This window comes from Vibrio ezurae NBRC 102218 (assembly GCF_000467185.1).
Classification (GTDB): Bacteria; Pseudomonadota; Gammaproteobacteria; order Enterobacterales; family Vibrionaceae; genus Vibrio; species Vibrio ezurae.
Map to the genome: position 1 here is coordinate 11,724 of NZ_BATM01000028.1, position 21,212 is coordinate 32,935.

Annotated in this window: 14 protein-coding genes; 6 read left to right on the forward strand and 8 right to left on the reverse strand. The window is 38.9% G+C overall.

All coding sequences use genetic code 11. The features are described from left to right. From dptG to VEZ01S_RS10055, 4 genes are all read left to right on the forward strand, one after another. Positions 1 to 1,341 (forward strand): DNA phosphorothioation-dependent restriction protein DptG, encoded by a 1,341-nt coding sequence (dptG, locus tag VEZ01S_RS10040; protein ID WP_021713932.1) that lies wholly within the window; start codon positions 1 to 3, stop codon positions 1,339 to 1,341. Next, positions 1,322 to 6,403: a DNA phosphorothioation-dependent restriction protein DptH gene (gene dptH / locus VEZ01S_RS10045; protein ID WP_021713933.1), complete on the forward strand. Its 5,082-nt coding sequence runs from the start codon at positions 1,322 to 1,324 to the stop codon at positions 6,401 to 6,403. Before dptG ends, dptH begins: the two co-directional genes overlap by 20 nt. A gap of 113 nt (positions 6,404 to 6,516) precedes the next feature. After that, complete coding sequence (locus tag VEZ01S_RS10050; RefSeq protein ID WP_021713934.1) at positions 6,517 to 7,338, forward strand: restriction endonuclease; 822 nt, start codon at positions 6,517 to 6,519, stop codon at positions 7,336 to 7,338. Positions 7,339 to 7,393: 55 nt separating this feature from the next. Continuing rightward, the gene (locus tag VEZ01S_RS10055; protein ID WP_021713935.1) at positions 7,394 to 9,073 is read left to right on the forward strand and encodes an AIPR family protein; all 1,680 of its coding nucleotides are present in this window, start codon (positions 7,394 to 7,396) and stop codon (positions 9,071 to 9,073) included. Positions 9,074 to 9,172: 99 nt separating this feature from the next. Here the strand turns inward: VEZ01S_RS10055 and dndE are convergent, their stop codons facing one another. From dndE to VEZ01S_RS10085, 6 genes are all read right to left on the reverse strand, one after another. Continuing rightward, the gene (gene dndE, locus VEZ01S_RS10060) at positions 9,173 to 9,520 is read right to left on the reverse strand and encodes a DNA sulfur modification protein DndE (protein WP_021713936.1); all 348 of its coding nucleotides are present in this window, start codon (positions 9,518 to 9,520) and stop codon (positions 9,173 to 9,175) included. Continuing rightward, positions 9,520 to 11,529 carry a DNA sulfur modification protein DndD gene (gene dndD, locus VEZ01S_RS10065; protein WP_021713937.1) on the reverse strand — a complete coding sequence of 670 codons (2,010 nt, stop codon included), beginning with the start codon at positions 11,527 to 11,529 and terminating at the stop codon, positions 9,520 to 9,522. Before dndD ends, dndE begins: the two co-directional genes overlap by 1 nt. Before the next feature lie 8 nt (positions 11,530 to 11,537). Further along, positions 11,538 to 13,172 (reverse strand): DNA phosphorothioation system sulfurtransferase DndC, encoded by a 1,635-nt coding sequence (locus tag VEZ01S_RS10070; RefSeq protein ID WP_021713938.1) that lies wholly within the window; start codon positions 13,170 to 13,172, stop codon positions 11,538 to 11,540. Further along, positions 13,169 to 14,248, reverse strand: a complete 1,080-nt coding sequence (gene dndB / locus VEZ01S_RS10075; RefSeq protein WP_021713939.1) for a DNA sulfur modification protein DndB — start codon at positions 14,246 to 14,248, stop codon at positions 13,169 to 13,171. The genes VEZ01S_RS10070 and dndB overlap by 4 nt, the downstream gene beginning before the upstream one ends. 198 nt (positions 14,249 to 14,446) lie before the next feature. Continuing rightward, positions 14,447 to 16,465: a DNA phosphorothioation-associated putative methyltransferase gene (locus VEZ01S_RS10080; RefSeq protein ID WP_021713940.1), complete on the reverse strand. Its 2,019-nt coding sequence runs from the start codon at positions 16,463 to 16,465 to the stop codon at positions 14,447 to 14,449. 20 nt (positions 16,466 to 16,485) lie between these two features. Further along, positions 16,486 to 17,028: a hypothetical protein gene (locus VEZ01S_RS10085; RefSeq protein WP_021713941.1), complete on the reverse strand. Its 543-nt coding sequence runs from the start codon at positions 17,026 to 17,028 to the stop codon at positions 16,486 to 16,488. A gap of 150 nt (positions 17,029 to 17,178) precedes the next feature. Here VEZ01S_RS10085 and VEZ01S_RS10090 point away from each other — a divergent pair, with 150 nt between their 5' ends. Beyond that, positions 17,179 to 17,772 (forward strand): histidine phosphatase family protein, encoded by a 594-nt coding sequence (locus VEZ01S_RS10090; protein WP_021713942.1) that lies wholly within the window; start codon positions 17,179 to 17,181, stop codon positions 17,770 to 17,772. 78 nt (positions 17,773 to 17,850) lie between these two features. Here the strand turns inward: VEZ01S_RS10090 and VEZ01S_RS10095 are convergent, their stop codons facing one another. After that, positions 17,851 to 19,944 carry a TonB-dependent receptor domain-containing protein gene (locus VEZ01S_RS10095; RefSeq protein ID WP_021713943.1) on the reverse strand — a complete coding sequence of 698 codons (2,094 nt, stop codon included), beginning with the start codon at positions 19,942 to 19,944 and terminating at the stop codon, positions 17,851 to 17,853. 285 nt (positions 19,945 to 20,229) lie between these two features. Between VEZ01S_RS10095 and VEZ01S_RS10100 the strand changes: the two genes are divergently transcribed. Further along, positions 20,230 to 20,658, forward strand: coding sequence for a hypothetical protein (locus tag VEZ01S_RS10100; protein ID WP_021713944.1), 429 nt, complete (start codon positions 20,230 to 20,232; stop codon positions 20,656 to 20,658). A gap of 54 nt (positions 20,659 to 20,712) precedes the next feature. Here VEZ01S_RS10100 and VEZ01S_RS10105 read toward each other — a convergent pair whose 3' ends face one another. After that, the gene (locus tag VEZ01S_RS10105) at positions 20,713 to 21,102 is read right to left on the reverse strand and encodes an HMA2 domain-containing protein (protein WP_021713945.1); all 390 of its coding nucleotides are present in this window, start codon (positions 21,100 to 21,102) and stop codon (positions 20,713 to 20,715) included. Between the last annotated feature and the right edge of the window lie 110 nt (positions 21,103 to 21,212).

A 21,212-nucleotide genomic window follows, 5' to 3' on the forward strand; every position in this document is an offset into this window, starting at 1 on the left:
ATGACAATGGATAATTTCACCCAACCATTTAATCCATATTTACCACAATCGGTAGAGGAAGTGCCCAACAAAAATAGCTTGAGTAGCTACTTGCCAATTAGAACTAAAGGTAATGACTTTGATGTAAATGCAGTTATCGGCTTGGTACTACGAGGCTTGCTGCGTAAAAAAGTCGAAGGTTATAGTTACGAAGAATTTGTTTCTGACTGCCAAGAAGCATTTGCAGAAAAACTTGGTGAAGATGAATTCTGGCACGTATTAAAAGAAATGTACTTTGATAATAAGGACATTTTTACAGTTAGTCCTGAGCTCCTTTTATTTCGTGCACAAAAAGGTGAGTTTTCAGCAGGTGACTCGCGTGTTGCTTCTATGTTTACAAACCTACTGCAGAATACACGTGTTGAAGAATTTGATGCCAAATTGAATTTTATTGAACGTGAAATGCTTTCTACCTTACGTAATAAAATGAAAGCTGACTCATCACTAAAGGCAAGTGAAGAACCTTATTTACCTTATCTATCGGAAGCATTTCGTGACGATCTTAAGTTTTTGGCACGTCGTCCTAAGTACTTACTCAATGAAATAGAGGCCTTCCTATCCTTCTATGGATTTGCTTATACAGCCCAGTTGAGCCTAGCATTAACGGACTGGTATAGCGGTCAAAAGCCTGTGGCTAAACCATTGTATTTCATTATGGATCACGAGCGTGCCAGTAACGAACGTACTCATATTAAAAACCATGGTTACAAACTATTCAATGAGTCCTCAACTCGATTATTTCCAATGTTAACCATGCTTGAACTTCTTCAGCCAAGGTCCGGCGATAAGAATGTGCTAAAAGTACCACTTTGGGCAATTTCTAGGGATATCCAAGACTCAAAATACCTTCATCTAAAAGATAAATTAGAGAACTTTGCTAGAGCATTTAAATCACAGCGAAATTTAGATACCACTTTAATTGAATCAGATTCCGCAATTGATTGGTTAGACAATGTAATGAAATTAGCAGTAGCACAGTTTAGTGTTGGTGAACGATTTAATATCAATAAAAGATATGTAGTAGAAGTTGAGAAAGCTCTTGCCTCTCCTTTCATTCAAAGTCGAGGACGCAGTGGTCGAGTACTGGTTTTAAATCAAGACTACTTGATTTTATTGACTAATTTAGTTGTGGGAGAAAAGGACAAAATTCGCTTCTATGAACTGATAGCCGCTTTTGAGCAGCGAGGTGTGTTCGTTGATAAACAAACAGAACAAGAACTAATTAAATTCTATGAGCGCATCGGAAATGTAGAGCGCATGAGTGATAGTGGAGACGCAGTTTATGTCCGTAAAACAATTTGAGACCTTTCTAGTAGAGCAGTTTTTAGCGGATGCTAAAACACACATTAAGGCTGGTTTCCGCTATCAATTTAAGTCACCAGATAATGAAAATAGCAAGCGACTATATCAGGCTATGGTTGCGCATTCATTAAGCAGTATTGATGCATCTAATGACATTAAACTGCCGTTTATTGAATTGTCTGGCTGTAAAATTGTGCCAATCATACATAGTGAGAACCCTGCTGAATTTGATGGTTTTACAGAAAACTATATCTCACATTTACGTGATGAAGTGGCTAGCCAGTCTGGATACTTGAAAGGCTGTGCGCTGGTGGTTATTCATAATAGTTTGCTGGACACTTTGATTAACTCAGCGGAAGACTTAGCCCAAGTAGGACAAGTTTGGAGCGCCAAAAAAATCAAAGAGGCGATGAAGGGGTTAATTGATCAACAGGACAAAGGTAAGGATGTTTCATATTGCCTGCTTGATGACCAATTTGATGCAATCCTCGAAGATGGTGCCACTATGTTTGGGTTTGAGTCTCTTTACAAGGCTGTTGAAGATGGTGATTTACGCTTTAATGAACTTGGCATGTTTGATGATCCTCTTGTTGCTGAAATGAGAGGTAATCCTAAACAAATCAAAAAGCGTTTAGAAGATAACCGTACGCTTTATGAAGACCTTTCCTTTGAGGTAGAGCATTTTAGCGGGCAGCTTCAAGATCGTTTGAAATTATTCGGTGAGAAGTTTATTAAAGAAAATTTCTCAGAAACAGACGCTTGGAAAGACGTCGAATTTGAAGCGTATTTGCAAGAAAAAAAGCGTAATGCACAACAACAGCTTGTCCTTGAAGAAGAGCAGGTTAGTGAAGGTATGACTATTACCGCTCGTCATCGCTCTGAAACAAAAGCAGGCATGCGTGATCGACATTTAATCATTGAGTTAGATGAAGGAATAAACGACTTTGAGTTGAAGTTGATTTTCCAAGGTGTAAGTAACTTAGATAAAAGCCAATTCAAAATTCAACCAGCAAAAGCACTTCACAACAATGAGCTAATTACTACTCACAATGGTTTGAAAACGTCACGTGCAAGTTTAAAAGGGACATATAAACACGAGCCTTTATTTTTTAACTTAGCATTGAAGCGTGAAAATAAATCAGAGGTATATAACTTTCGTTGCTTAGTCGTTCGCAAAGGTGAGTTTTATATCGAACCGTTTAAAAACATCTTTTTAGTTGAGCCGGCAAAAGCGAAACAACGTTTAACGTTGAATATGGAAAAGAACAAACTGCAAATCAGATCAAATGAAGGTCTGTCTTGTTCATTAACTGATGCGAAGCAGGTGGTTGATGTAGCAAATTACTCAGTTGTGGACTTTGAAGCTTTAGCTAATGAAGCCGATGAAATTGATTTTTCAGTTAGATCTGGTGATAACCAACTCAAGTTTAATGTAGAAGGGGCAGTGGCTACTGATTCTTTGAGTTTACCGTTATTAGTAAATAGAGGTCGCTACCATAAGCTGTTTAAAGACGCTTATAACGGCGAGTTTTATTCGCAAAAAGGTAAAGTCGGCATTGATAACAGTGAATTTGTCGTTCCTGGCCTTCGTTTAAAGTTACTTCGTTGGGAAGAAGAGTTTATTAATCAAAAAGTGCTTTCTATCTCGGACTATGGCTCTATTGAGCTTGAAGAATTAAAAGCTATTGATATTGCTATTTTTACTTCTTATACCGAACTATTTGATTATCTAGAGAAACGCCGTAGCACGCCGTCACTTGTTTCCTGGGGTGATGAGTTTACCAATCTTGTACAAAACATCATTGATGCATGTTTAGCCTATTTTTCAGCGATCCCAACAGGCAGTATGCTGACTAAAGATCAGAAAATAGCATTACAGATTGGTTTAGTGCATTCCGATGGTGAAGAGTATTACTCACCATTCCATCCGTTGATATTGGCATATTATCTAAATTTAAGAAATGAAATCAGTGCTGACCAAAGCTTTGCACAGCTGCCTGATGTAACGTTTGAGCGTTTGTCACCAAAGGGATTGTTACCCTATGTTTATCATCCAAAACATGAGTTTGCGTATAATCAGCAGGTAAAAGAGAATTCATTTTGGATTAAGAGTGTACCGCAAGAAAAAAGCTCACTTACTTTCGTTCGTAAGCTTGTAAAAGAAAAAATCGGTGAATTTCAAACTGCATTTAGCCAACTTTTTACTGGTTCAGAAAAGAGCATCATTATCAATGCAGTCAACCAAGACAGTGCTGATGAGCTATTTATGGGGCTAGTGGATTATATCCGTAGCAACCAAGAACAGGCCGCTTCTATCCATATTAACCTATATGACGATAAGCTGGCTTTTAATGCGTTTGACCGATTTGCCGAAACAGCCAACTATGATGAATTAAAAGAATGGTTGGAGTTGAATAAAGGGAAAATTCGAGAAGTGGCAGATACCATTATCGATATTCTTCGCACACGTCTGACTTACAGCAAATTTACTAATGCTCAGGCTGATAAAGAGGGGCAGTCTTATGCTCATCTCTCTTTTTTCCGCAATAATGGCAAAGTGGATTGCTCTGATATTGCTATTGAAGATATGGCTTCAGGTATCGCATGTGACGGTTTATTAACGGGGGATGCTTCCGAAAGTAAATCTGGTTCGTATTTCACAGGTTTTGGCTTAAAGGGTACAGATTATCAAGATCATCCACACTTAATGATGGCTAAGTATGTAGGCGCACTATTAAAACCTGCATTAAAACCAAACACCCAATATCACGGCGCAAATGCCGTCGCACTTGCGGTAAGTGAAGATTTTAAAGGGTTACTGGAGCGTTCATACGATAGCTCTATTTGGACAACTATTATTGACCCTAAAGTCACATTGGACTTCTTCCACAGCAATGAAGATGTGGTATTGATTCATTATTCAGATCAGTACACTAGCTCATCGAGTTACGATGCAATTACTGTAACGGCACAAAGAGATTTGTTCGAAAAAGTCATTAAGCAAGGTGATGGTGGCCAAATCAATGAATTTAATGCATTCAATGGTGATTGGTTGCTGAAAATGATGACTTGTGCGCCAACCATCAATAAAGAGCGAAAAGGCGTTATTGGTGCCTACAAGTTTGTGACTAGCCTAGTGCACGACTCTGATATTACTTGGGTACCACTTTCAGTTGCTGAGATGATCCGAGTATCGGGTAATATCGGCCTCAAGATGTCAGATAGTGAGTTTTCTCGTAATGTTCAAGGGTATAAGAAAGGCGAAATCTCTGATGATGTATTGCTTGTAGGCTTCAAGGGCCAAAATATGTACCTGTTGCCTGTGGAAGTAAAAACCGGCTCAGTACCTAACTACACAAAAGCGGTAAAACAATCTAAAGAATTACTCCGTTATTTGAGTGAAGATCTATTAGGCGAAGATGATCTTGCGAGTAAACTTTACCGTGGTCTATTTATGCGTCAGGTTTTAATGCAGATAGATAAGTACCGCTTGTATAGCGTATTTTCTGACAATTACTTTGATTCACTATTGGCTAACAAAGAAGAGTGGTTAAAGGGTGATTATTCTCTGGCGAAAATAGCAGAATATCCAGAAGGGTTTGTAGTTAGCCACCTTGAGGGTGCAAGTTGCTTGCAACCAGATTACCAGATGATGGATGGAGTTCTAAAGGTTGATTTACCTATGGGGCTACTTCCTCGTCTTGTAGAAACCCCTTTGCAAGAGGTACTGGGTGATTTAGATGTAGTGAAGCTTTGTCATGTTCCAAGTGAATATGTGCTAAATGGTGGAACTCAATTAGAAGGATTATCTGAACTTTCAACAGACAAACCAGCACCGGTAATTGATAAGTCTGACGCCGAAAGGTCAGTTGAACGTAAAGAATCTATTGTGAAAGAGAAGCCTACTCCAATTGTTGAGACATTGAAGGTTGAGTCTAGCAACAACTTGAATGTGTTATTTGGTCATAATGCTCTAACACAAGCACCATTAAATTGGGAACCAACCAATACCGCCAAATTTATGAATACTAATACGGGCATAATTGGCACCATGGGTACGGGTAAAACCCAGTTTACTAAATCAGTTATTACCCAACTTCACCGCAATCAAACCGATAATGTAAACAGTGCACCAATTGGTATCCTTATTTTCGACTATAAATCAGACTATGTTGACGATAAATTCCAACAAGCTACTGCTGGTAAGAAGTTTAATCTTCATAAGCTGCCATATAATCCATTGAGCTTATTTGGTAACACGCCAATGCTACCTGTGCACACAGCCCGTGGCTTCTCAGAAACTATGGGTAAAGCATTTAGCTTGGGGCAAAAACAACAACTACGTTTGCGTAAGCTGGTGGGCGAAGCATATGAGTTAGCGGGTATTCGTAAGGCTGATCCAAGTACATGGTCAAAGCCTGCCCCAACTATTTCTCAGGTGTGGGACTTGTTTATTGAGACGGAACCAGATGAAGACTCATTATATGCGGCACTTGAGAGCTTATATGAGCTAGAGATTTTTGAAGACGACAACACCAAGTGCATGAGCCTTTATGATTTGGTTGATGGCATCACGGTGGTTGAACTTGCAGGTTATCCTTCAGAGATCCAGAACCTTGTTGTTGCACTTACCTTAGACCTTTTCTACTCGCAAATGCAGAAGAAAGGTAAGCCTGAAGTGCAGGGTGATTTACGTCAAATTACGAAGATGATCCTGGTGGACGAAGCAGATAACTTCATGTCTCAGAACTTCCCAAGTTTACGTAAGATCTTGAAGGAAGGTCGTGAATATGGCGTAGGTGTCATTCTTTCAACACAAGAGATCACACACTTCCAAACGGGTGAAAATGATTACTCAAGTTATGTTCTGACATGGGTTATCCACCGCGTGGCAAAGATTCGCCCACAAGAGCTTAAAGCCATGCTTGGTGTTAATGAAAAAGCTGAGCAAGACAAGCTAATGGAAACCATCAATAAGCTAGAGAAACATTGTAGTTTATATATTGATGGAGCGAAGAAGATACTGCCAATGAGAGATAGAGCGTTTTGGGAGTTATTTTAGTAAAACTTTGATTTAAAACGCACTTTTTGATTTTTCTTATTACAATTTGATGCATCAATAAAACATTTATATAGAATGAAGCTCTGTATATTATTCTAAATTTGGATTGTCTAATGACGATAACTGATGCCATAACAAAAGTTTTAAGAGAATCGAAAGAACCGCTAGGTCATAAGGAAATTTATAGAAAGATAGTTTCCCGATCATACTATTCTTTTGGTGCTAAGGATCCTCAAGCTGTTGTTAGAAGCAAAATAAGAAAGCACTGTTATGGTATAGATTTTCCGAGTGCTAGCCCTAAAAAGCTATTCATGCAGGTTAATGGTCAAGTAAGTTCAAGAAATGCTTTATACCAAGTTTGGGATGGCAAAAAGAAGGAGCTCGTCTCAGGCCATATGGTTGAAAGAGATGAGCTTCCAGAGGAAAAGATACATTCTGCCTATATCGCACACATAAGTGCTGTTAGTGAACAACTATTAGAACATATTAAGTCATCTGAACCTGAGTTTTTTGAATTCTTAGTTGTCAAGTTGTTATTAAAAATGGGATATGGTTGGGATCAGTCCACTTCTGGAAATGTCGTTGGTGGTAAAGGTGATGAGGGTATAGATGGTATTATTAATGAAGATAAACTTGGCCTAGAGAAAATATACATACAAGCTAAACGTTATGCTGATAATAAAGTAAGCCCTTCTGAAATTAGGGACTTTATTGGAGCTATGGCAATAAAAGGAGCTAGAAAAGGAGTTTTCTTCACCTCTTCTAAATTTACAGATCAAGCTACTCAACATGCATACGCTGCTCAGAATATGACTATAACACTAATTAATGGTGAATCATTAACTGAGTTATTAGTACAGTATGGTCTTGGTGTCGCAGTTGCCAATAATTATAAAATATTTGAAGTGGATAAGAATTTTTTTACAAATGATTAGAAGAATTAATTCTTATTCTTTATCTAAATTAATTGTATAAGTATAAAGGCGGAAAATGGCTAATATTAACGATTTTAAATTACTTAGAATTAAGTCTGTTAATTGTTATAAAGAAGCGGAAAGAGTTCTAGGAATATCAATAATTAATCAAGTAGAGCAAGCAAGGTTTGGTTTTTATTTTTTTATGTTAGATATTCTTTATGGTGTGAATGATATTGAAGAAGCTAGAGGGTTTATAACAGATACCAACTTTAATCATATTATCTTAGGTAATAAAGATGATGATGGTGGTATTGATGCAGTATATATTGATGATGATGAGAAAGTGGTTAATTTATTTAACTTTAAGTATAGAGAAAAGTTTAATATAGACTCTAAACAAAAATTAAATGATGTGACAACTTCGTTAAAATATATTACAGCGTTAGCTGAAGGTGATATTGGCCATTTTTCAGGAAAACCTCGTGAATATGCAGAGGAAATAAAGAAACTATATAATTCTAATGAAGTTTGGAAAACTCGAATATACTTTGTAAGCAATGACATGTCTACCGTAGATGTTTCAGATCCGCATATTAAAAATATTGCTAATTCTTTTGATGTAGAAGTCAGTGCTATTTCTCTTAAAGAAATTTCAGAAATGGTTTCTATAAGACCTGAACCAATCAGTGCGACTTTAGTTTTGCCTAATAATGCATTGATGTCATATAGTGAAAGTGACTTGTCATCTTCAATTTCATATATTGCGAGGCTTAAAAGTAGTGAGATTGTTCGGATTACATGTAATGACAAAAATCTAAGGCATAATCATAATTTGGAGAATTATAAAGAGTTAAGTGATGTAAAGCTTGACTTCGGTGTCTTATTTGACAATGTTCGAGGATTTGTTCAAAAATCAAAATATAATGAAAATATTAGAGAAACATTAAAAGATAACCCTTCAAAATTCTTCATGTATAACAATGGAATTACAATCGTTGCTCAAGGTATCGAAACAGAATCAATAAACGGTAATACTAAGCAAAAAATAATAATTGATAACTTCCAAGTATTAAATGGTGGTCAAACTGTAAGAACTATCCATAACTTTAATTCACAACATGAAGACCACATAACAGACTATTTACCGTCAAGTGAGGTACTTGTAAGGATATTTATGACGGGGAAATCAAATACCGGAGAGATTAATAAGATTGCCGAATTCACCAATAGCCAAAATTCTATTTCACCTGCTGATCTTAAGTCTTCTGATGAAAGACAAATTCAAATAGAGAAATACCTGAAAGAAAAAAATATTAATTATGTTAGGAAGTCAGGAGATCTGGGTAAAGGTGATGGGAATTACGAACGCAGCATTACAATGATAAAATTTGGTCAGTTATTATATGCTAAGCAGGGTTTTCCTGAAAAATCCACAAGTAGTAAGAAGAGTATTTTTACTAAAAATTATAATATAGTTTTTGGTGACAAAAATTTTGATATTGATGAATCTGAGATGCTTGTGACTGATTTTTACTCCATCAAACACGCATATGACAATTCATCATATGAAAGCTTAGATATCAAACACTATTATATTATTTACCTTAACCAGATATTTCCGGAAGTTTCAATTGAGCATAAAATGGATATTCTGGAAAGCCATGTCCGAGGATATAAAGTCGATAAAGATACGTCAGATGTCCGAAAGATGAGCCAGACTCGATTTAAAGAAGAGCTTTTAGATAAATTTTAGTGCTATGCTGTTTATAAGTATAGAGGATTCTAAATGATAATTTTAGCTATTGAAATAAGTAAGCTCTCAATAGCTAAAATTCTAATTATACTGAATTATTTAAAGGGAGCGACTAAATTCTTGACAAGATTTATGAGTTCGAATTGAAGCAATCCCATCCTCAACATGTGCTGCCCAAGCTTGTTGATACTCTTTAGTATCAAGCTCCGGGTAGTACATCTTCAACATTAGCTCAGTCACATCACTAGTCTCACCAAGCCAAGTGTATTTATCTAGTACAAGTGAGCCGTCTAATTTTGCTTCTTGCCCTTGGTATCGGAAATCACTTTCAATTGAACGGAAGAAAGCGATACGTGCTGATACGTTTGGCGTAACTCCCGTGTAACCTTTTAGCTTTTTAAGCTGCTCTTCAGTTGTGCGGGTTAAGTTCATGCGGTTAGGTAGCATTACACAGCCTCCTTGGTTGATTCTTTCCAGAAGTATCCTTCTTTAAGCGTTGAAGACTTAGTTGCTCCGTCAAAACAAATCTCGTAAGTACGAGCTATATCGTCTTGGATAAGGGTAGTGTAATTTTTATCGATTTCTGTATCCGTTGATAGAATCACAACTTGATGGCTAGCTGTTGGGAAGTAGTTCTCAACAAGCTTATCACGGTGATGTGAATCTAGTCGGCCTAGGGGTGTATCAATGATAATTGGTAATTTACGACCAGAAGTACGTCCAAGTGCTTCTAAAATTGAAATTGCATAAATTTGCTTTTCACCGGCAGACATTGCCTTACGATTAATTTTAATATCGTATTCATCGATTAATTCTACGTCAAATGTCACTGGATTAATCGAAGCAGACAGCTGTAGGTCTTCTTTGCGTGCCAGTTTTTTGTATGATTGTACAACCTCATTTTCTAGCTGGTTAACACGAGCTTTGGTGAGTTGTTCAGCAAATTTTTCTAATAGCAATATAGAGTTTTGAGCGTTGCTAACGCTTTGATCCTTATTGGACTGATCTTTATGTTTATCATGAAGTTTTTGAATTACGCGGGCAGTGTCTAGAGCCAGACGTAGCTCATGTTTAGCCTTTTCAAGTAAGCTGTGATATTCAACGATCAGTTTTTCTTTTTTCTTATCTAACGCTCGTACGTCAGCAAATAGCTCTTGTACCTGCTCTTGCTCGGGAGCACGGGCAATATTATTAGATGCGTAGTCTATTTCTTCTTCGACCTTTTGCAGGCGCACTCGTGCCTTATCAAAACGAGAATAAGAGTCTTCAGATAGTTTTGTTATCTGGTAATCAATGGTATTTGCTTGGCGATCAGATATATCTAATAGAAGTTCTGTAGAGTCTAAGTTGCCTACGTGGGCCTTGAAACTGTCGGCGATTGCATTTTGTGCAATCTCGGTATCAAAGCTAGGATATTTAGAGCAAAGTGTTTCTAAGAACGACTCTAATTCGTTGCCAAAACTTTGTTTCTTCTTGATTTTCTGCTCTTGCTTGAGCTGAGTTTGTAACCTTTGCATTGCTTTTGGTGCCAAAGAAAAAGGAAGATTTGTTTCCATTTCCATTCGAATTTGTTTTTCTAATTCGACTTTTTCTCTTAGCAAACTTTCAACTTTCTGTTGTTCATCTTCCCTAGTTTTAGCCCAAGCACCGCCATTTTGTGACAGTTTGTTCTCTAAGTGAACGATATCACGTGATACTAATTCGATTTGAGTATCAACAATGTCAGCTTCGCCACGCAGTTTCTCTGCATTGCGCTCGTGGCCTATACGTTGTTCGTCTAGCGCATTCATCTCTGCTTTTAAAGACTGACTTAGTGCGGCTGAGCCTTGTTTTTTCAAGAAGATGTTAAGGTCACTCTTGAGTTTGGCAATAACATCGAGGCCAAGTAGACGACGAACAGCGGTTCTTAATACACTGCCAGATTCATCTTCTGCTAATTCAGCTATTTTCTCGCCATCAAAGAAGAATAAGTCTGCGATACCTGTTGGGATGAGCTCATTAAGGAAGCCTTGGCATTGTTCGTAGTTTAGTTCGGGTATTAGCAAACCATCTTTTTCAAGACAGAGGTTATCTTTTTTGCCTCGCTTCCAGCTACGTATTACTTTATACGTATTCTCTTTACCGTTTTGGCTGTACTGGAATTCAAGCTCAATAGAGGCGTTATCTTGAACGCCACCATGGCCAACTCCTTTATGAATCAGCTCCGATAGTGCTTCTGCATATTCGCCATTTGATAGTAAGTGGCTAAATGATTGGCGTCCAAATAAGGCTAAGCGAACCGCCGTTAATATTGACGTTTTACCTGCGCCATTTAAGCCGCCAAATAAAATAATTGGTCTTTCTGTCCCTTCAATCGGGCCGTTTTTACTTAGACGAGCAGGGGCTGGGCGCAAGTTAATTTCATGCACCCCGCGAAACACGCGAAAGTTGTTTAAAGTTAGTTTTGTAATCAACATTTCAGTATTTAAAACTCTTTTTGAAGCTGTTTATCTAGGTCAGCAAGCTGCTCGTTGTAGCGCTCGATTTCGTTTTGGTGAATATCAAATTCAGCTTTGCTTTGTAATGAAGCATGCTTTAGTTTGATCTCTTCCAAGCTTCCCCAGTCTCGTTTTAACAGTGATGCGATTTTATTTGAAATACCGCTACGACGACTTAAACCTTCCATAGAAACCTCAAGCTCAATGAGCTTCATGATCATCTCTGGTGTTATATCAAAGTGTTCACAAAGTTCTTGGATTAATTGTGCGTCATCTTTACCGAAGCTTGCGTTATCGTCATATACCCAATCAAGGTCATAACCGTAGATTTCTCTAAAAAGAGTCGGTAAAGAGTCGTCCCAATCAGGCTCGTTTGGATCATGAATCCACTCCTGACGAATAGCGTGTAACTCAGGGACAGTGATCAGTTCAATCTCTCGTCCTTCCGATTTAAATTTCTTATCTAGCTCAAGTAATTCGCGGAGCCATTGGCGACGATATTTTAACCAGTATGGGCCAGGAACATGTTTACGCTCTACTGCAATATCTTCGCCTTCTTTAGCGTATTGGTAGCTTACTTTACCGGTACGACGTTTGTGGTTTCTATACTCTGCTTTATTGGCCGGATCTGTAGTCATTGACAACTTATTTCGGAACTCAAGAAGCGGTGACATCCATTCTTCACCATTTTGGATAAGACTTTCCATAGCGCGGTCTTTGGTTACGACAGTACATGTCCAACAACCAAAACGAGAATTACCACAAGATGGGGTTGTTTCATCTATTACCATAGGGCACTCACCTTGGCCTGAAGAATCTTTGTAAAGATTCCAAAGAACTAGGTTTTTGCCACCCCAAGGATTTTCCCATTCCAAATCATAATTATCTTTCCAGATATTTCTTGTGCCTAATGGCGTTTCTTTTGTCTCTAGATGGCATAGGCGCAAAATCTTCCACACATCATCGACAGCCCATGTATCAATAGGGGTATAAATGAATGCATTGGCTAAAGTAGTATGACGAGCTAGACGGGAACCATCAATTTTATGCTTAGCAATGACTTGAGCACGTGACGCACTTTCTTGGCTGCGAGATCCTAGAACGACAATGACTTCATCAAACTGCGATACTTTACTTTTGATGAAATCACTAACAGGATCAATTTTCATTCGTTCTGTACACCAACGAAATGAACGAGTTGGTGCTGGGTATCCTTTACCAAGAAGACTTGACCAAAATGTTTGATCGGACTTAGGTACCACTTTATGACAAGTAATTGGTAAGTTGTCTCTTTGCGCTCCTTTTTGAATTGCAGCTAAAGAGTCTTTAATGTGGTTTACAACGACAGGCGTTTCAACCAAGGTATCAGAGGAAACAACAAAGATGGGCTTATGGCGTTGTTCTTTCTTTAAACCAAGTAGTGCGATATACACCAAAGACATAACCGCTGAAGAGTCTTTGCCCCCACTATAGCCAATTACCCAAGGGCGATTGTCTGCGCAGTAAACGCGTTGTACATCAGCCACGTAGTGACTGAGTTTATTGTTTGCGAACTCTTCAATATTGATAAATTCTTGGTATTCTTCGGCAAGATCTTCTGCCAATTTTAGCTCGTGTATCATGATAACTGCTTCTCTAGAGCTTTTTCTTCTGGGGTTAGAGGTAACCCAAGTTCTATTTTTAATGCGTTGGCTGTGAGTTGAATATTGATATTCGACTTACTCAACTTTCCGTGGTTCATGCTTCGTTTTATCCACTCAGGATTGGTTTTCAACCAATTGACATCCGCAAGTTGTTGAAGCTTTTCTTTCCATAGCTTTGGCTCTTGACACAATAGGTGTTTACCTAAAACACCTATTGCATGTAAACCAACGCCATGTGCGTGCAGGTACTCTTGGCGAAGTTGTGCTGGAGATACTTGTTTATCAATCACCATTTGCCAATCTTTAATATGGCGAGTCACTTCTTCCCAGAATTCAAATGCTAATTGTTTTTCTTCTTCACTAAAGCCATCTTTAGGGCCCTTACTTAGAAGGGCGCGGGTAGATTGTTTGATGCTGCTCAAAGTGAAAAGCTTATTGCTCTTCGGACTTATGTTGGATTTCTCCATTTCAGTCATACCGATGAAAGGTTTAACTGTGGTTGCTAATTCACGCGCAAGCTCAGAGCTTTGATCTCTATGGTCATATAATGTACCAAGTGAGGGACTAGGCTTTACAGCGTACTTATTGAGGTCTGCAAACATTTGCTGGCTTCTGTCTAAGCCTTCATCAATAAAGAACAAAACTGGGATGTTGTCTTGACCAAGATCAGGGTTCTCTTTTAATGCTTCTTCTATTGCTTTACGACGGTGCTGCCCATCGTTAATTAAAATTTGTGCATCCATCGGTATTTGAAGTGTCCCTAAGTTAGGAGCACCTTGATGATCGTTGAATGATATATCGACACCAACAGAAGCAGTTAACGCTGAGAACACATATTCCTTAGGATTGTCGAGTAGATACTTAACCATGTCAGGAATGCGGGTTTTATTGAGTGTACGTTGAGCTCTTAGCTCAGGAGGAACATCATCTTCGTTGTAACTAAATATCTTAGGGATAATTCGAAGTGGACATGTCGCAATGTAAAATGGACGTCCCGCTTGGATACCCCTAACAGCAGGAAAAGAGTAGCAATAGCCAGAATCTTGATTTTGCATAGTTAGCTCGCAGTTACATATTTGTCTATGACATAAAGTATATGTCAAAAAAATGACAAACTGATCCTTTGGTTTGTCATTTTTTGGTTTTATCTATGCGAATTGATACATAGGTATGTCAAAATCGATTGGTAATTTTACCGCTATGTAGCTCATAATTCTATAGAAAAAATAGGTTTTTACCGTTGTTTAAAGTCCTTATCTTGTGCTTAATGTAAAGCCTTTGATTTTTCGATTATGTTTGTCTAGAAGCACTTCAAATTCCGGCCTTGTCATCTGCGTTTCTTCGGTAAAATCAAACTCCATGAGTTTTGCTAATCGCTTATCGAAGCTCAACTGTTTCTTGTGATTTTCATGCTTAGAAGACATATAAAGGTGCTTGTTAAGTAGTGGGGGCCTACGAGTTTCATTCACATAGTCAAAAAAATCGATATCTTGTTCGGCCATTTTTATTTTTATGCGCTCGTTTAGGAAGGGGACTGACTGGTTAAAATCATCATATGCTGTGAGGGTGAGTTTCCCTGACCGAATATGGATTTTTATGAGGTCGATCTCTTCATCCAATTCACCATACATCTGTAGTCCAGCTCCTACATAAACACGTAATAGGAGTGGTAAATCATTGATATAGTCACGGTGCAGAATGAGGGAGTGACCTTTGTTTAAAAGGCTCGCAGGCAATAGTTCGTGAGCTTTTTCACATTGCTTCTGGATTAAGTCAACATCGGCAATAGCAAATAGCAACTCAGCCGCTAGATTGACTGCAGTTTTATAATCATTAAAGAGTGCCTTTATGTCGCGCTTAAGAGTTTCGTGTTGCTGGGTGTAAGGTTTTCTTTTTTCAAATAGCGCCATAGCAAAATACACAAGAAGGTCTTCCTTGCGGTTTTTCTCTGCATGTTCAAACTCTTTAGCATCAAATATTTCTTGTAGTAGGTTGAACACCTTTTTATGCGAGCCGATAAGTTCTCGAATTCTTGAAGACTGTTCAAATTCATCATTGGCGGGGAGGCGACCTAGAGATAAACAGGTGCTCCAAAATTCATTAAAGAGCTCTTGGTGTTGGGTGATGAGTAGTTTAGCTTTGTCTTTGGTTTCAATGGGAGCGGGTGAGGTTAGCTGTTGCCATTTATGGTAACGTTTATACTTACTTTGTAGGTATTGCTGCTCTTCTAGTTTGTCTTTAAAAATGTAGAAAATGCCAGGAGCGACAGCGAGGGCTTCTTCTTGCAGGCTTCTTTCGAGGTAGGCCTTTATCTCTGCTTGAGCATAATATTTTTGAAAGGTGTTGCGAGAGGTGATTACGCCATCTTTATAAGGCTTGAATTGTGCGATATGGTTTTCGTTAGCAAGCATGACGGAGACTACGAGAAATTTATCGGCTAAATCCCAAGCCCCGAGTAGTGCTTCTAATCTTTCATCTTGATTTTCAATTACATTCAGTACAAAACCTAAATTAACAATATCTGAATTGACTTTATCGCTGTCTGGTTGAAAGTTTGGGTCCCAACCTAATGCATCTAAACCATGTGCCTCTAGTTCGGTGAGGTCATCACCTCGGCCACAGCCATAATCGAAGATAGAACAAGAACCATTTAGGTAGCCATGTTTCACAAGAGTTTTCATCGGAGCTGATAGCTCATGTCTAACAAGTGCTGTTTTGTGCCTATCTATGGTTTTTGCTTTATCCTGTATGACAGCTGAGCTACGAAACAAGCGGCCGTCAACTAGCTCATAACCATGATGTGCTATTAAGTTTTCCCAAGACTGTTTAAAGCCAATAAGGCGACTATTTTCATAAAGGCCTGCATTTTTCCCTTCTTGGGTAAGAGTAATAAAGTGCTCATAGTAAGCATTGGTTGATAAAACCATAGTCTCTTTGCGATGCAAGATGGGGGGATTATCCGAATCTTCATAATTGGTCAGTTTATGAGTTAGTTTGGCTAGGTTGACGTTTAAACTGTGCTTTAGAGCTGGATAAGAATCAGTATAAAAGGTTGGGTAATATAGTAACGATAAACGAAAATCTTTTTTGAATAGTTTGATTAAATTCCAGTTTTTGTCATCAAAGTTTAATGCTTTGGCTACCGCAGGGATAAAACTTTGTAGTGCAGGGGGGATAGCTTCAAATGCGTCTCGGTGAATGTATACAGCATCAGGTAAGTGCTTACCCATTTTGATGTCTGATACAAGGTTTGAAAATTGAGAGGCGTTCATGAGGCATCCTTGCATTTTTCTTAGTCAGTAAATAGCTCCAGAGCAGAAGCTCCTATACGGGATTGCCCTGCTACTCTAGTTCCATCTGCTTTAGTTTTTCTAAATTGAACATAGCGCGTATTATCAGGACCTATGCTGACATGCAGTGGTCTATTTGCTCCATAATAATACAATCGGTCAAAGTTTAGGTGCTCGATAATGAATTTAGCAATCTCATTCATTCTATTTTCATATTCACTCAACGTAATATCACAGGCTGCCCCGTCTCTTTTACATATACGGTTCCCTCGCAAATTTAGCTCCATTGATGCATGTTGATCTATTTTAGGTCCCATATCTTTGGGGGAATGTTTCGTGAGCCAACGTAAAAGCTCTGCTGAGTTGAAACCGTAGCTGATATGTAGTGTGCCAAATTGCTTTTGGAGTGGAACGATGATATCGGATGTGAGTTGCTGTAAATATTGAGTACTATTTTCATTAGGAGTGTTATTCCCTGAAAATTGAGGGTGCTTTAGTTTATGCCAATTTATGAGTGGCAATAGTCTCTCGTCTGGTAAAGGCATAATGTACTCCAAGCATGAGGTTACTAACGTTCGGTATATTTGAATATTTATCTTTGAAAATCAATGCTATCGCAGACACACATTCCCGACAAATCCACAGAGTGATATATTGCTCACTCTGTAGATTTATTACATCGTAGAGACAATACATTGAACACAACAAAGATTTTTCTGCTTAGACACGGTCAAACACAATGGAATGTTGAGGGGCGACTTCAAGGACAGAAAAATTCTCCATTGACTGAGGTGGGAGTGCAGCAGTCTATTCAGGCTCGAAAACTGTTGGAGCAATTTGAAATACATAAGGCGTATGTCAGTCCTTTGCAGCGTGCGGTGGATACGAGTGACATCGTATTGGAAGGCCGAGATGTTGAGGTGGTTACTTCTGAAGCCTTGATGGAAATAAGCCTTGGATCATGGGAAGGTAAACTAAGAGGGGAGGCTGAGGTTTTAACGCCGGAGCAATATCAACTTTTTTTAAACAGTTCTGAGTATTTTGCACTGCAAGGTGCGGAGACTTTTCAGCAGCTTCAAGCTAGGCTGGTGGCGAAATTAGACGATATTTTTGCTAAAGAGGCGTGCACAAATATTATGGTGGTTTCTCATTGGATAGCGATCAAAACCATACTTGCTCACTATTTAGATATTCCTCTTAGTCGATTGAGTGAGATTGCCGATCCTGAAAATGCCACGTTAATTCAAATAGAAAAAGACGACAATGGCAGTGTTGTTGTGAAGTTGTAGCTCTTTATTGCTTCTTCATTTCTACATTTAGCCGTGAAAATGCAGTGAGGCGTTAGGCCCCACTGCGTCTAGAGACCATTAGAATCGTAGATCAAGATCAACGTAGTAATTGGTTTCTTTGCCCACTTTAGTCGTGGTGGTGACGTTTTCAGCATTGATATACTGGCCATCAAAGATATTGTTAATACCAAATTTCAATGTGGCGTCATTTAGCACTCCCAATGGCAGTCCAGACTCTTTGATGCGCCATATGCCAGAGACATTGGCTTGAGTGTATGAATCACTGACGTAAAAGTACTCGGTTGTTCCCCACATGAATGATTCTGGATTTTGATCCGGCTCGAACCAGTGATTGACATCAGCTCCAAGAGTTAAGCCTATGTCTTGGAAAGTATAAGCGGCAGCGATGCGGACTTTATCAGCAAATGGCGTGACTTTTTCCTTGGTTTCTTTGTCATAAAGATCAAGGTGTTCATAGCTGGCTGACACGCTGATGTTATCTAGATCATAGGTCGAAGTGAGTTCTACCCCTTTACGTTTTGCATTGTCAATATTGGTGTATTGCGCGTACATGCTTTGATCAGGAGACTCGCCCAGTTCTGGCAGTGTTTCTAGCGCAATCATGTCGTTAATATTGGCATCAAAATACATCAGTTTTATAGACAGTCGATCGCTTTGGGTAAAGAGTGCATTGTTAACGTAAGAGATACCCCCTTCAAATTCTTCTGACGTCTCAGGCTTTAAATCAGGGTTTGGTAAGTACCAATAATGGATGTTTAGTGGTCCTTCTGCGCCTGTTTCATGAGGTGAAGGCGCTCTAAATGCAACGGAGTAGCCCCCTAACAAATGCAGGCCATTTGCAATCTCATAGCTGGCTGCAATACGTGGCGAAAACGCATCGCCAGTGAAGTCGGCATCAGGGTTGTTGTCCACTTTGCGATTGAAGTAATCGTAACGGGCACCGAGCGTAAATTCCCAATCTCCAACTTCGAGTAGATCTTGGGCATAAATACCCCAATCGTTGTATTCGCTAGGCATGGTGTGAAACTGTGAGGCAACACCATTGGAGCTGTACGACGCGTCGTCTTGACGATGATGATAATCAATACCCATCACCGCAGTGTGGTACAAACTACCGGTGTAGAATCGAGAGATGTTTTTAACCGATAGGCCAGCACGAGACTCTTCGTTCGCATAGTGTATGTGTGTGCTATTGTTGGTATTGATGTAGTCGCGATCATACTCTGATTGACTTACATAAGACGCAACTTCAAGGTCAATAAGATCATTGCTAAATGGAGCGTAGCTATAATTAACAGTCAAGTCAGTTTGAGTCAGTTCACCCACCGTTGGAATGCTAGTATCTGGGTGATTTAGGCTATTCCAAGCTGTTTCTACGTCGCTGTGATAGTGGAATAAGCCGAGCGCAAGACGCTGTTCTTGCGAAATATTCCATCCTAGGTTCACATAGGCGGTTTTGGCTGACTCATCATTTCCAACGGTATCGTATGACTGGGTGCCGCCGTCAGCTAACTTAATATCACCAAAGTTGGCTTCTTTGCCATATAAGACAAAGTCAAATTTCCCGCTGTCATCTTGTCCTGCAATCGCACCTCTATAGCTGTGCATATTATTAGATTCGTATCGCCCACCGACCATTCCAGCAAAGTTTTCGTCATTGACAAGGTAGTCTGATGCGTCTTTTAATCTCATGCTGATAACACCGCCAATAGCGCCACTACCATATAAAATAGAGGATGACCCTTTTACTGTTTCAACGCGTTTTAGTAAATCAGTGTCACTTCTGAAGCTCGAAACTTGGTTGGAAAATAATGCACTGGATCTTGGCACACCGTTTTGCATAATAATGACGCGATCGTCATCATTGAAACCACGAATATTAAACTGTTGCCCGATATTACGACCTAGATCTGATCCTGCATTAATACCAGGGACCGCGCTTAAGCTATCCATAAGATTAGCGCTGGTGGCCAGTTCGTCTTCAGTGACTATATTGACCGAACCTACATACTCTTGCTGCTGGGTATCAACGCGGTTTCCGATGACTACCATAGTTTCATGTTCAGCTTCATTTTTTGGATCATGATTATCTGCGTATGTCGCATTAGCAAATGCTGCTGCGATAACGACTGCCAGATATTTTTTGATCATAATGTTTGTAACTCCCTACAAAATAACGATTAATCGATGCTAATGAAAATCATTCGCAATATAATGGCTACATATGAAAGGTGCATCATATTATTGATATTTTGTATGAAAAGTTGAATGAACATCAAAGTTATTCATTGATTTGGCTTATGGTTGAGTTAAGTAGGGGGGGGATTTCTAAGTCGGTTGCACCGAAATGTAAACGTGATTGCGTGAGCTTGAATATTGCAAACGCTAACAGTAATCGTTATCATTAATAAGTTATTGAAAGCGAAGGTGCTGAAAATGAATGCTAAGAAAGCACTAAAAAAGCTGAAAAAGAAATCAGAGAAAAAAATTAAGAAGCAAGGGGTTGAGCAGCTTAAGAAGCTCAAAGTGAATGCCACTAATAGCCGTCGTAATGACTCAAGTAGCGCCCTAAAAAAAGACATCAATGATAGTGTCAATAGAGCTATTACAGGTGTTGTTCATGAACTTGCAACGCCTTTGTTGCCAGTATTATCATGGTTTAATGATCATCAACACAAGATTGAAGTGGTGGAATCGCCTTTGCGAGAGCAGCTGGAAAATTCTACTTCATCTTCGAAACCAATCCCTAGTCCCCAAAAATCTATTTTGCATGTTGCGCTTAAGTCACCACCTTGCAAACGATGTCCTGCGTTACAAAATGGCATATGTAAGTGTGCGGCTAAACGTTTTAAGCTTTCAGCATAAATACTGTTTGGATAGATATCATTTGAATATAGAGCGGGATTATTCTTCAGCCTGTTAGGCGAAGTTGAGTATAGCTCTGCTAAGTGATGGACCTACTAGGCGACTGAGTGCAATTCCAGCAATGCTTTTTGCTAAAGTTTTAGTGCCAGTTATGGCTGCATTTTCAATCAGTGACGGTTTTTCCGTACTCTGCATCCAGTGATGACTTTCTAAAATCTCAATTAAACTCTCACAATCCAGTTCTTTATCATCAAAGTGAATAGCCACAGAACCTGCATGCTTTTTGTAGGTTACTTTCTGTATAGAATCGATTTCTTTTAGCTGTTCTATGAGTTCAATCACGGTTTTAGGGTTATTTTTGATATAGTCAGATCGCACTCTAACTCGTTGATTTGTCTTGTGAATATAAGTATTCATAATAATCGCACACCAAATGATAATCATTTACATTTCTGATACTAGCATTTGAGTTCAGTCAGTGCAAAAAAATTCAATTCAACTTGTAATTGAGTGCACAATTAGAGAAACTGCATACAAACACTGGTCGTATGAGT

Coding starts and splice junctions, on each gene's coding strand:
- dptG (WP_021713932.1), top strand. CDS start 1: ATGACAATGGATAATTTCACCCAACCATTTAATCCATATTTACCACAA.
- VEZ01S_RS10105 (WP_021713945.1), bottom strand. CDS start 21,102: ATGATTATCATTTGGTGTGCGATTATTATGAATACTTATATTCACAAG.
- VEZ01S_RS10095 (WP_021713943.1), bottom strand. CDS start 19,944: ATGATCAAAAAATATCTGGCAGTCGTTATCGCAGCAGCATTTGCTAAT.
- dndB (WP_021713939.1), bottom strand. CDS start 14,248: ATGCAAAATCAAGATTCTGGCTATTGCTACTCTTTTCCTGCTGTTAGG.
- VEZ01S_RS10070 (WP_021713938.1), bottom strand. CDS start 13,172: ATGATACACGAGCTAAAATTGGCAGAAGATCTTGCCGAAGAATACCAA.
- dndD (WP_021713937.1), bottom strand. CDS start 11,529: ATGTTGATTACAAAACTAACTTTAAACAACTTTCGCGTGTTTCGCGGG.
- dptH (WP_021713933.1), top strand. CDS start 1,322: ATGTCCGTAAAACAATTTGAGACCTTTCTAGTAGAGCAGTTTTTAGCG.
- VEZ01S_RS10050 (WP_021713934.1), top strand. CDS start 6,517: ATGACGATAACTGATGCCATAACAAAAGTTTTAAGAGAATCGAAAGAA.
- dndE (WP_021713936.1), bottom strand. CDS start 9,520: ATGCTACCTAACCGCATGAACTTAACCCGCACAACTGAAGAGCAGCTT.
- VEZ01S_RS10055 (WP_021713935.1), top strand. CDS start 7,394: ATGGCTAATATTAACGATTTTAAATTACTTAGAATTAAGTCTGTTAAT.
- VEZ01S_RS10080 (WP_021713940.1), bottom strand. CDS start 16,465: ATGAACGCCTCTCAATTTTCAAACCTTGTATCAGACATCAAAATGGGT.
- VEZ01S_RS10085 (WP_021713941.1), bottom strand. CDS start 17,028: ATGCCTTTACCAGACGAGAGACTATTGCCACTCATAAATTGGCATAAA.
- VEZ01S_RS10100 (WP_021713944.1), top strand. CDS start 20,230: ATGAATGCTAAGAAAGCACTAAAAAAGCTGAAAAAGAAATCAGAGAAA.